Here is a 10,922-nt window from a genome sequence, read left to right as displayed (position 1 = left end):
CAGCTCGAGGGTGACAACGCGATCCTGACCGGCACCACGGTCCACGTCTCCGACGACGCCGCGAAGCTGCTCAACAGCACCTTCAAGACCGACGCCGTCAAGGGCGGTCTCCTCGTCGGGACCGCAACCATCACCGCACAGATCAAGTAACACCCCCGCACCACACGAACGACGGCCGGCCCCGGAAGGGACCGGCCGTCGTTCGTGTGTGCAGGACCGGGAGGCGGGTGGCGGCCCGGTCGTGCCGGGCCGGTGGCGCGCTCGGTCGCGCGTGCTCAGTCGCGGCGGCGCCACCACCGGCGCGGCCGCGCCGCCCGCTCGGCCGCCCCCGCCACCTCGGCCGCCGCAGCCAGCCGGTCGCGTCGCCGGGCGGCCCAGGCCTCGACCTCGGCGTCGACGTCCCGCAGCGGGGTCACCACCGGCGGGCCGCCGAGCAGCTGCCGTCTGGCCTCCTTCACCCGGGCGTTGAAGTCCACGAGCACCGCGCGGACGTCGTCCTCGGTCGCGAGGGCATCGAGGTGCCCGTCGAGCTCGGCGTCCTCGGTGCGCAGGGCGAAGGCGGGCGGGGCGATGCCGCGGATGTCCTCGCGCTCGATCTTCGCCTTGATCCACCAGTCCGGGTCGTGGCGGCCGTCGTTCCCGGGCAGCGGCTTGCCGTGGTACGGGTTGCCGTCGAAGACCCCACGGCGCTCCGCCTGTTCGACGAGCATCCGCGCGTGCTGGCCGACGTCCTGCGCACGCAGCAGTCGGCGTTCCTCGCGGACCTCGTCCGGGTCCAGCGAGCCTCGCTCCACCTCGCTGTCGACGAGCTGCTGGTACCGGTACCGCGCGGCTCGTCGCAGCCGGTCCATCCGGGCATCGACGTCGTTCATGGTCGTCCCATGATGCAACGCACGGGCGACAGCGCACCCAGGAGTCCGCTCAGGACTCCGCTGCGACCTCCTCGATGGTCAGTGCCGCCTGGATCAGGGCGAGGTGGGACAGCCCCTGCGGGATGTTCCCCATGAAGTCGCCGTCCTCGCTGAGCATCTCGCTGAACAGCCCGACGTCGTTGGCCTGCTCGACCATCGCGTCCATGAGCTCGCGGGCGTCGTCGACCCGGCCGACGCAGGCCAGCGCGGCGGCGAGCCAGAACGAGCACGCGACGAACGGTGACTCCTCGGCGTCCATCCCGGAGTACCGGTAGACGAGCGGGCCGCGCTGCAGCTGCTCCTCCACCGCGCGGATCGTCGACTCCATGCGCGGTCCGCGGTCGAACGACGACATCGCGTGGAGCAGGATCGACGTGTCCAGGGCGTCGCTGCCCGGGTACATCACGTAGTACCCGCGCTCCTCGTCCCAGCCGTTGTCGGCGACCCACTGCTCGATGAGCTCCCGGTTCTCGATCCACTCGTCGCGCGGGCCGTCGATCATCCCGGCGTCGTGGAGCTCGACCGCGGCGTCGAGCGCCTGCCAGCAGCCGATCTTGCTCGACACGTAGTGCTGCGTGTCCTGCAGCTCCCACATGCCCGAGTCCGCCTCGGGCCAGCGGTGGCACGCGTCGTCGGCGAGCCGTTCGAGCACGCCGGCGGTCTGCCGGTCGAGCACGTTCCCGGCCCGGACGTACTGCCGCAGGATCTCGAACACGTCTCCCCAGACGCCGAGCTGGAGCTGGTCGCCGGCGCGGTTGCCGATCGTCACCGGGCCGATGCCCTTCCAGCCCGGGACGTCGCGTTCCTCGACCCCGTCGGTCTTCTCGCCGTTCAGGTCGTAGAAGATCGGCATGGTCTCGTCGTGCTCGGCGATGGTGCGCATCACCCACGACACGGCGGCGTGCGTCTCCTCGCGGAGCCCGAAGCGGGTCAGGGCGTGCACGGTGTACGACAGGTCGCGGACCCACGCGAACCGGTAGTCCCAGTTCTTCCCGCCGGTCCGGTCCTCGGGCAGGCTCGTCGTCGGCGCCGCCGCGATCGCACCGGTGGGCGAGTAGATGAGCAGCTTGAGGGCGAGGGCGCTCCGCTGCACGGCGTCGGCCCACGGACCGTCGTACGAGAACGTCTCCGACCACGTCGACCAGTTCGCGATCGTGCGGTCGACCGCGTCGAGGGTGCGCTCCGGTTCCGGCAGGAAGATCGGCTCGTTCTCGGTGCCCACGATGGTCAGGATCGACTTCGACCCCTCGCTCGTGGTGAAGCGACCCGAGAAGCGCGGGCCGTCGTCGTGGACCGGCTCGAACCCGTGCTGCACGATGCCGATCGTGACGCCGTCGATGCCGATGACGGTCCCGTTCGCGGTGTCGAGGCGCTTCGGTTCCGCGGTGTTCAGCAGCGTGCCCGGCACCACGGCCCACTCCATCTCGACGCTGCCCGTGACGCCCTGCACGCACCGGCCGATCTCCGCCCACGGCAGGCGTCCGGCCACGCCCGTGACCATCGCGTCCGTGACGGTGCACGACCCGGAGTCGGTCGTCCACGTGGTGACGAGCACGTTCGTCCCGGGCAGGTACCGGCGTTCCACCGTCGCGTCACCGGTCGGCCGCAGCGCGACGTGACCACCGTGCTCGGCGTCGAGGATGCTCGCGAACACGGGCGGAGAGTCCATCGAGGGGATCGGCAGCCAGTCGATGCGACCGTCCAGCGCGATGAGCGCCACCGTGCGACCGTCGCCGATCGCACCGTAGGACCGCAGCGGCACGGAGCCGTCGGTGCGCTCCTCGTTGTCGTGCGCGTCGGGGGTGTCGCGGGTGCGTTCCGTCATGCCGCCAGCCTGCCCGCGACGTGGAGGTGACCATCAGCCGGGCGTACCCCGCCCCGGACGGCCGAACCGGCCCTCCCGGCCGCGACACGCCCGGACGACTTGTGCACCCCGGGCGTGTCGCACTACTGTCGGTCCTCCTGCCCGCCCGGACACCCGACGGGCAGCCCCGCCCGGACACCCGACGGGCAGCCCCGCCCGGACGGACCCGGCGGGCAGCACCGCCCGCCCCGGGCACCTCGGAAGGACCGCCGTGCACACCGTGCAGCACCACGAACGCCGCGTCGAGCGCCAGCTCGAAGCGCTCGTCGTGCTGCCCGCGACGCAGTACGCGAACCAGTCCCTCCGCGACCCCGCGTAGGCACGGCCCGTCTCCCGACGTCCCGTGCCCACCCGGCCCGGGGCGTCCTTCCCGTCGTTCCTCCACCGGTGCTCGGCACCGATCAGGAGGCGCGGGTCCCGCTCGCCCCGGACCGTCACCACCGACGGCCACCCGGCCGTCGTCGAACCGTCACGACGGAAAGGCACCCCCATGAAGAAGATCGACGACAAGCTCCTGAGCTGGGCCTCGCTGCTCGAGGAGAACACCGAGCAGCAGGCGCGCACGACGGCACGGATGCCGTTCGTGTTCCCGCACCTGGCGCTCATGCCGGACGCCCACCTCGGGCTCGGCGCGACCGTCGGGTCGGTCATCCCGACCCTCGGGGCCGTCATGCCCGCGGCCGTCGGCGTGGACATCGGCTGCGGCATGATCGCGGTCCGGACGCAGTTCACCGCCGGGGACCTGCCGGACGACCTGCAGCCCCTCCGCGAGCAGATCGAGCGGGCGGTCCCGCTGTCCGCCGGTGCATCGAACCGGAAGATCGTCGCGACCGCCGAGCCGCGGATCGCCGAGCTCGAGGCACTCGCCGAGCGGGCCGGGTTCGACCCGGCGGGCGTGCACGGCGGCTGGCGGAACCAGCTCGGCACCCTCGGGTCCGGGAACCACTTCATCGAGGTCTCGCTCGACGAGCAGGACCGGGTCTGGCTGTTCCTGCACTCGGGCTCGCGGGGCGTCGGCAACAAGATCGCGCAGCGGCACATCACGGTCGCCAAGCGGCTGATGCAGCGCTGGTGGATCCAGCTCCCGGACCCTGACCTGGCGTACCTGGTCGAGGGCACCCCGGAGTTCACGCGGTACGTCGCCGAGCTCGGGTGGGCGCAGCACTTCGCCCTGCTCAACCGCGAGGAGATGATGGACCGGGTCGTCCGGCAGCTGTCCGAGGTGCTCGGCACCGCGGTCGACGAGCAGGAGCGGATCAACTGCCACCACAACTTCACGCAGCGGGAGACGCACTGGGGCAAGAGCGTGTGGGTCTCCCGGAAGGGTGCGATCCAGGCCAAGGCCGGCCAGCCCGGGCTCATCCCCGGGTCGATGGGGACCGCGTCGTACGTCGTCGAGGGCCTCGGGAACAAGCCGTCGCTCGAGTCGTCCCCGCACGGCGCCGGTCGGTTGTTCTCGCGGTCCGCGGCGCGGCGGACGTTCACGCACGACCAGCTCCGCGAGGCGATGGTCGGGATCGAGTACCGGGACACCGACGCGTTCCTCGACGAGATCCCGGCCGCGTACAAGCCGATCGACCAGGTGATGGCGGACGCGACCGACCTGGTCGCGATCCGGCACACGCTGCGGCAGGTCGTCAACGTCAAGGGCGACTGACCGACGGACGGGAGGATCGTGGCGACCCCGCCACGATCCTCCCGTCCGGTGCGCGCAGCGGCGCGTCACGGACAGCGTGCCGCGGAGCGGGCACGCTGGTCAGGATGAGCGACCAGGCGGAACGGGCAGCGCGCGAGACCGGACGACAGGCGCGGCGCATCGCCGACAGCCGGTGGTTCGAGACCACCGCCCGCGCCGGGTTCGTCGGCAGCGGCATCGTGCACCTGCTCGTCGGGTACCTCGTGGTGCTGCTCGGCATCGGCAGCGCGTCCGGCGAGGAGACCGACCAGTCCGGCGCGCTCCAGCAGCTCGCCGCGGTCCCCGGCGGGATCGTGCTGCTGTGGGTCGTCGCGGTCGGCACCGCGGCGCTCGCCCTGCGCCTGGCGGTCGAGGCGGTCGTCGGCGGTCGGTCGGACAGCACCCGCGCCTGGGCCGCCCGCGCGAAGGACGCCGGCAAGGCCGTGGTCTACGGCGTCGTGTCGTACACGGCGGTGACCTTCGCGCTCGGTGCCGGCAAGAGCTCGAGCGGCTCGAGCCGGGGCGCCGCGGCGCAGGCCCTCGCGACGCCCGGCGGGGTGTTCGTGCTCGTCGCGGCCGGCGTCGTGGCGATCGCGATCGGTGTCGGTCTCGTCGTGACCGGGGTCCGTCGCTCCTTCCGCAAGCAGCTCGTGCCGCTGCCGAGCACCATCGACCGGCCCGTCACGGTGCTCGCGATCGTCGGCTACGTCGGCAAGGGCATCGCGGTCGTGGTCGTCGGCGTGCTCATCGTCGTGGCGGCGTTCCGGAGCGACCCGAGCCAGGCGACGGGGCTCGACGGGGCGTTCCAGGTGATCCACGGCATGCCGGGCGGTGGGGTCGTGCTCGTCCTGGTGGGCATCGGGTTCCTCGCCTACGGGGTCTACAGCTTCTTCCGCGCGAAGTACGCCCGCCTCTGACCGACGCCACGACGCCCGGCGGGGGTCGCGGACGCTGAACATGTTGGACGCGTGCGGAGGCGTCCACCGGTAGGGACGGAGCATGCACACCGACGCCACCTCCGGACCCGTGACCGTCTTCTGCGACGAGCAGGCCGTCCTCGTCGAGAGCATCGTCTGGGACCCCGAGCACGAGCGACTCCGCTGGACGGACATCACGCTCGGCCTGCTCACGACCGCCCGCGCCGACGGCACGGTCGAGTCGAGCGTCGCGTTGCCGCCGCCCCTCGCGAGCTTCCAGCCGCGGGCCACCGGCGGGTTCGTCGCCGCCCTCGGGGACACCGTCGTGCTCACCGACGCGCGCGGGACCGTCGAGCGCGAACTCGCCCGGGTCCGGCACGCGACGCCGGACATGCGCTTCAACGAGGGCAAGTGCGACCCGTTCGGCCGGTTCCTCGTCGGCAGCATGGACCTCACCGACCGCGACCCGGCCGGTGCGCTGTACTCGGTGGCGCCGGACGGGTCGGTCCGGGTGCTCCGCGGTGGCTTCGGCGTCACGAACGGCATCGAGTGGTCCGAAGACGGCTCCGTGATGTACGTCACCGACACCAGCACGCAGACGATCTACCGGGGGAGCTACGGGCCCGACGGGGAGCTCGGCGACCTCGAGCCGTTCGTCAGCGGTGCCGCGCACGACGGCCTGGTCCGCGACGACGAGGGGTGTCTCTGGACCGCGGTGTACGGCGGCGGCCGGGTCGAGCGCTGGAGCCCGGCCGCCGAGCACCTGGAGACCGTCGAGGTGCCGGCGCCGAACGTCACCTCGGTGACCTTCGGTGGACCCGACCTGTCGACGCTCTTCATCGGCACCGCGCGGGAGAACGCGACCGAGGAGCAGCTCGAGCGCGCGCCGCACTCCGGCGCCGTGTTCGCTGTGCGGACTCGCGTGCACGGCAGCCCGGCGTCCGCGTTCGGCGGCTGAACCGCGGGTATCGTGGGCGGTCGTCAGCAACACGGGAGGCCCACGTGCACGAGGACGACACCACCCCGCACCGCCACGGGACCGCGCCCGGCGAGGGGAGCGCGCCGAGCGAGGGAAGCGCGCCCGACGGCGGCACGGCTGCGCCGGCACCGGACCCGGCCGGGCGGCTCGCGGACGCCGAGGACGCCGACGTCACGGTCGAGGTCGACCGGATCGCCGTCGACGGCACCTACGTCCGGGTCAGTTCGATCGGTCACCCGGGTGCGCGGGCGTTCGTGCTCGTCGCCGGGCTCGGCATCGCCGCGACCTACTACGAGCGGCTCGCCCCGCACCTCAACGAGAACGGCCCCGTGCACGCGCTCGACCTGCCGGGCTTCGCGGGCGTCCCGCGCTTCCGGGGTGCGGTGTCGATCGAGCGGTACGCCGACGCGGTCGAGCGGGTCCTCGACGACCTGGGGCTCGAGGACCCGGTGCTCGTCGGGCACTCGATGGGCACGCAGGTCGTCACCGAGGTCGCCGCGCGCCGACCGGAGCTGCGCGACCTCGTCCTCATCAGCCCGGTGGTCGACCGTCGCGCCCGGACGATCCGGCAGTCCGCCGGACGGTTCCTGCGTTCGTCACTGCACGAACCCGCGGCGGTCCGCTGGCACGGCATCACGGCGTACGCGCTGTGCGGCTGGCACTGGTTCCGGAAGGTCCTGCCGCGGATGATCGCCTTCCCGATCGAGGACCGCGCGGCCGAGGTGCAGGCGCGGACGCTCATCGTGCGCGGTGAGCACGACGCGCTCGTCCCGCGGGACTGGGTGCGGAGCCTGGCGCGGGTCTTCCCGCACGCGGTCCTCCGCGAGGTCGTCGACGGTGCGCACTCCGTCATGCACGCGCAGGCGGACGCCGTCGCGCGGCTCGCGGTCGACCATGTCGCGGGGCGGATCACCGACCGCGGCGTCGGGTCGCTGCAGCGGGTCCGGGACACCACGACGTCGTCCGACCTGGCGCGGCTCAGCCCGAAGGAGGCGTGGCTGGTCCTGAAGTCCCGCTTCATCGAGCTCGCCGGGATGGCGCGGGGGGACGACGGTGCGCTCGAGCAGGCGAAGTCGGCGCACGCGGTCGCGATGGCGGACGGAGACGGCATCCCGGTCGACCCGGAGGACCGCCGCGAGGTCGTCGACGAGGTCGCGCCCGAGGTGCGGGGCCGGTAGCCGCGTCCCGCTGACGGTCCGGCAGGTGGTGCCGGACGCACGGGACTGCAGGCCCGGTGCCGGTCCGTCGGACCGGCACCGGGCCTCCAGTCGGTCGCCCTGGTGTGGGTCTACGCGTCTGCGGTGATGCGTCCGGGGAGCATGTCGCGCGTCAGCGCGTGCGCCTCGGCGAGCACCTTGCGGGCGTCGTCGGTCTTGTCCCAGACGTTCCAGAGCAGGACGCCGCGGACCGTGTCGTCGTCGTCCAGGTAGTAGACGACGCCGGTGACGTTCGGCTCCTGCCAGTCCTCGACGGTGTGCAGCTTCGTCGAGACCTGCCCGACGGCCTCGTAGCCCATGTCGAAGACGTCCGAGTAGAACATCGGCGTGTGGTCGTAGGTCTCGTCCGCGTCGGCGAGGTTCCGGCCGGCCTGGCGCCCCTGCTGCTGCGCGTTGTCGACGTGCTCGACGCGGCGCGTGCCGAGGATCCGGTCCGGGTACTCGGCGACGTCGCCTGCCGCGAACACCGACTCGTCGTCGGTGGCCAGCGTCGAGGACACCACGATGCCGTCGTCCACCGTCAGGCCCGCGTCGGCGGCGAGCTGCGTCTGCGGCTCGATGCCGAGACCGACGACGACCGCGTCCGCCTCGAGCACGGAGCCGTCGTCGAGCGTCAGGGTCACGCCGCCCGCCGTCTGTGTGCCGGACTCGACCCGGCGGCCGAGGCGCAGCTCGACCCCGTGGTCGACGAAGCGCTGCTGGAACGCGTGCGCGAGCCCGTCGGGGAACATCCGCGCGCCCACGGTCTCGTCGGGGTCGACGAGCGTGACCTTCGCCCCGTTCTGCACGACGCCGGACGCGATCTCGGTGCCGATGTACCCGCCGCCGACGACGGCGACGTGTGCCCCGGCGTCCGCGAAGGCCCGGAGCTTCCGGTAGTCCGCCGCACTCCGGTAGTCGAGGACGCGGTCGGACGGCTCGAGTCCGGGCAGGCCGCGGGGCTTGCCACCGGTGGCGAGCAGGAGACGCTCGTAGCCGTGGGTCTGGCCGTCGGCGGTCGTGACGGTCTTCGCCGCGCGGTCGATCGCGGTCACCGCGGACCCGAGCACGAAGGTCGCGCCGGTCTCCTCGGTGTGCAGGTCGACCTTCTCGTCCCAGTCGAACTCCGGGTCGGTCCAGAGCTTCTTCGACAGGGCCGGGCGGGCGTACGGGCGGTCGTGCTCCTCGCTGAGGATCCCGATCGAGCCGTCCTGGTCGATCTCGCGGATCCCGCGGGCTGCGGCGTCGGCGACCATGCCGCCGCCGACGATGAGGTACCGGAAGTCGGTCATGTGCGTCCCTCGTGTGGATGGGTGTCTAGATGGTGGCGACCGAGCCGGAGTCGACCCGGTAGTTCGACCCGTTGACGAAGCTCGCGAGGTCGGAGCACAGGAAGGCGACGACGTTCGCGACCTCCTCGGGCTCACCGCGGCGGCCGAGCTCCATGTACGGGCGCTGCTCGTCGAGGAAGCTCGTGACCGCCTCGTCGAAGGACGTGCCCCGCTCCTTCGCCCGCTCGTCCATCATCGCGTCGGTCATCGGCGTGTGGATGAAGGCGGGGCTGACGGTGTTCACGAGCAGCCCCTCGGAGGCGTACGAGCGGGAGAGTCCCTTCGCGAACGACAGCACGCCCGCCTTCGCGGCGCAGTACGGCAGCTCGTCGTCGTACGGCTGGGACGCGTCCTCGGACACGAGGTACACGATCCGGCCCCAGCCGCCGTTCCGCAGGTCCGCGATGAACTCGCGGGTGATGCGGACCGGGCCCATCAGGTCGACGTCGATGGTGTCGAGCCATCCCTGTTCGTCGACCTCGTGGAACAGGCCCTGCGCGCCGGTGATGCCCGAGGACTGCACGAGGATGTCGATCTCGCCGACGGCGTCGCGCACCCGGTCGTGCAGTGCGGCGAGGCTCCCGGCGTCGGTCACGTCCGCGGCGAAGGCGAAGAGCTTGCCCGGAGGCGCCTCCAGCTGGTCCGCGCTGGTGTCGAGACGGCCCTGGTCGAGGTCGGTGACGACCACGGTCGCACCCTCCGCGAGGAGGATGCGCGCCGTGTTCCAGCCGATGCCGGAGTCGCCACCGAAGACCAGGGCGGTCCTGCCCTGGATCCCGAGGTCCACGGTCAGGCGTGCGTCGAGGCCTCGGCGGTCGCCGGGCTCGTGGCCGACGCGAGCGGCGTGCGCGGGGCACGGTTCTCGGCGGAGACCATCCAGGCGAGCTGCTCGAGGCGCTCGATGAACCCGTGCAGGAGGTCGGCGGTCGTCGGGTCCTCGTCGTCGACCTCGTCGTGCACGTCGCGCATGGTGCCGGTGGCCTGGTACAGGCGCAGGGTCACGAGGTCGATCGCGTCGTGCGTGGTGACCTCGCCCTCGGGGAAGGCGTCGAGGTGGCTGGTCGCGGCGACGGTGGCCGAGCGGCCGTCCGGCACGGCGTACAGGGCGCGCATGCGCTCGGCGGTGTCGTCGGCGAACTCACGTGCGGCGTCGACGATCTCGTCGAGCTGCAGGTGCAGGTCGCGGAAGTTGGTCCCGAGGATGTTCCAGTGGGCCTGCTTGCCCTGGAGGTGCAGGTCGATGAGGTCGACGAGGACGGCCTGGAGGTTCTTGGCGAGCGTGTCCGATGCGTGCATGATCGGCTCCTTCCGGATCGGTGCTGACCCTTCCGGTCTACGCGGTCCGGCCCGCACGGTTCCCAGAGCCCGTGGACGGAGGTGTCCCCCGCGGAGGACTCAGTGGGCCGGTGCGGCGTCGACCTGGTCGACGGCACCGCGCATGCGCTCCAGGAACGTCGCGACCACGCGGGCCTCGTCGGCGGTCAGGCCCTCGGCGATGGACATCATCCGGCGGTGCATGACCCCGAGGGTCGCGCGGACCTCGTCGTCGGTCTCGGTCGTCGGGGTGATGACGAGCGCGCGGCGGTCGGTCGGGTGCGGGTCGCGGCGCACGTGGTTCGACTTCACGAGCCGGTCGATCAGGATCGTCGTCGACGCGGACGAGATCTTCAGGTAGGCCGCCAGGTCCTTCGGCTTCACGATGCGGCCGGCGCGCTGCGCCTGCAGCAGGTACCGGACCGCCAGCAGGTCGGTCTCGCCCATGCCCATCGAGTCGCGGGTGCGGCGGCGCATGGCGGTCTCGGCGGCGCGGTAGCGGCGGAGCGCGTTGAGCACGGCGACACCGCGCTGGGTGGCGTCGTCGTCGGGGAACCAGTACCCCGACGCCTCCGTGATCTCCTGCGTCGACATGGCGTTCAGGGTAACCCCTCTGGTATCTCGCCTGTCTAGCGGTCCGTCGTCACGAGCGGACGGGAGGCACGGTGCCAGCTGGCACCGCGCCTCCCGTCCGTCCCGTGGTCGCGATCCGACGCGACCGGGTGGCGACTGCGG

At 72.3% G+C, this 10,922-nt stretch carries 10 protein-coding genes; 4 read left to right on the top strand and 6 right to left on the bottom strand.

From position 1 onward, the window contains the following. Nucleotides 1–275: 275 nt before the first annotated feature. Together DEU32_RS10210 and DEU32_RS10205 are read right to left on the bottom strand one after the other, a co-directional pair. On the bottom strand, nt 276–872 hold the full coding sequence (locus DEU32_RS10210) for a DnaJ family domain-containing protein (protein ID WP_114850414.1): 597 nt from the start codon (nt 870–872) through the stop codon (nt 276–278). A 49-nt stretch (nt 873–921) separates the two neighbouring features. After that, on the bottom strand, nt 922–2,736 hold the full coding sequence (locus tag DEU32_RS10205) for a glycoside hydrolase family 15 protein (RefSeq protein ID WP_114850413.1): 1,815 nt from the start codon (nt 2,734–2,736) through the stop codon (nt 922–924). Between the two features lie 529 nt (nt 2,737–3,265). On the opposite strand from DEU32_RS10205, the gene DEU32_RS10200 reads away from it, so the two are divergent. The 4 genes from DEU32_RS10200 to DEU32_RS10185 all read left to right on the top strand — a co-directional run bounded on the left by DEU32_RS10200 (nt 3,266) and on the right by DEU32_RS10185 (nt 7,524). After that, nucleotides 3,266–4,432 (top strand): RtcB family protein, encoded by a 1,167-nt coding sequence (locus tag DEU32_RS10200; protein WP_114850412.1) that lies wholly within the window; start codon nt 3,266–3,268, stop codon nt 4,430–4,432. A 104-nt stretch (nt 4,433–4,536) separates the two neighbouring features. Next, nucleotides 4,537–5,367 (top strand): DUF1206 domain-containing protein, encoded by an 831-nt coding sequence (locus DEU32_RS10195; RefSeq protein ID WP_114850411.1) that lies wholly within the window; start codon nt 4,537–4,539, stop codon nt 5,365–5,367. Nucleotides 5,368–5,449: 82 nt separating this feature from the next. Then, nucleotides 5,450–6,325, top strand: coding sequence for an SMP-30/gluconolactonase/LRE family protein (locus tag DEU32_RS10190; RefSeq protein WP_114850410.1), 876 nt, complete (start codon nt 5,450–5,452; stop codon nt 6,323–6,325). 44 nt (nt 6,326–6,369) lie between these two features. Next, the gene (locus DEU32_RS10185) at nt 6,370–7,524 is read left to right on the top strand and encodes an alpha/beta fold hydrolase (protein WP_181819256.1); all 1,155 of its coding nucleotides are present in this window, start codon (nt 6,370–6,372) and stop codon (nt 7,522–7,524) included. 110 nt (nt 7,525–7,634) lie between these two features. On the opposite strand, the gene DEU32_RS10180 is transcribed toward DEU32_RS10185, so the two are convergent. The 4 genes from DEU32_RS10180 to DEU32_RS10165 all read right to left on the bottom strand — a co-directional run bounded on the left by DEU32_RS10180 (nt 7,635) and on the right by DEU32_RS10165 (nt 10,781). After that, the gene (locus tag DEU32_RS10180) at nt 7,635–8,834 is read right to left on the bottom strand and encodes an NAD(P)/FAD-dependent oxidoreductase (RefSeq protein ID WP_114850408.1); all 1,200 of its coding nucleotides are present in this window, start codon (nt 8,832–8,834) and stop codon (nt 7,635–7,637) included. Between the two features lie 25 nt (nt 8,835–8,859). Continuing rightward, nucleotides 8,860–9,660, bottom strand: a complete 801-nt coding sequence (locus DEU32_RS10175; protein WP_114850407.1) for an SDR family NAD(P)-dependent oxidoreductase — start codon at nt 9,658–9,660, stop codon at nt 8,860–8,862. Between the two features lie 2 nt (nt 9,661–9,662). Next, nucleotides 9,663–10,169 carry a Dps family protein gene (locus DEU32_RS10170; protein ID WP_058741852.1) on the bottom strand — a complete coding sequence of 169 codons (507 nt, stop codon included), beginning with the start codon at nt 10,167–10,169 and terminating at the stop codon, nt 9,663–9,665. Between the two features lie 99 nt (nt 10,170–10,268). After that, nucleotides 10,269–10,781: a MarR family winged helix-turn-helix transcriptional regulator gene (locus DEU32_RS10165; protein ID WP_058741853.1), complete on the bottom strand. Its 513-nt coding sequence runs from the start codon at nt 10,779–10,781 to the stop codon at nt 10,269–10,271. Nucleotides 10,782–10,922 lie beyond the last annotated feature (141 nt).

This window comes from Curtobacterium sp. AG1037, assembly GCF_003349855.1.
Lineage (GTDB): Bacteria > Actinomycetota > Actinomycetes > Actinomycetales > Microbacteriaceae > Curtobacterium > Curtobacterium citreum.
The sequence above is the reverse complement of the archived record's forward strand: the minus strand, read 5'-3'. Positions and strand labels throughout refer to the sequence as shown.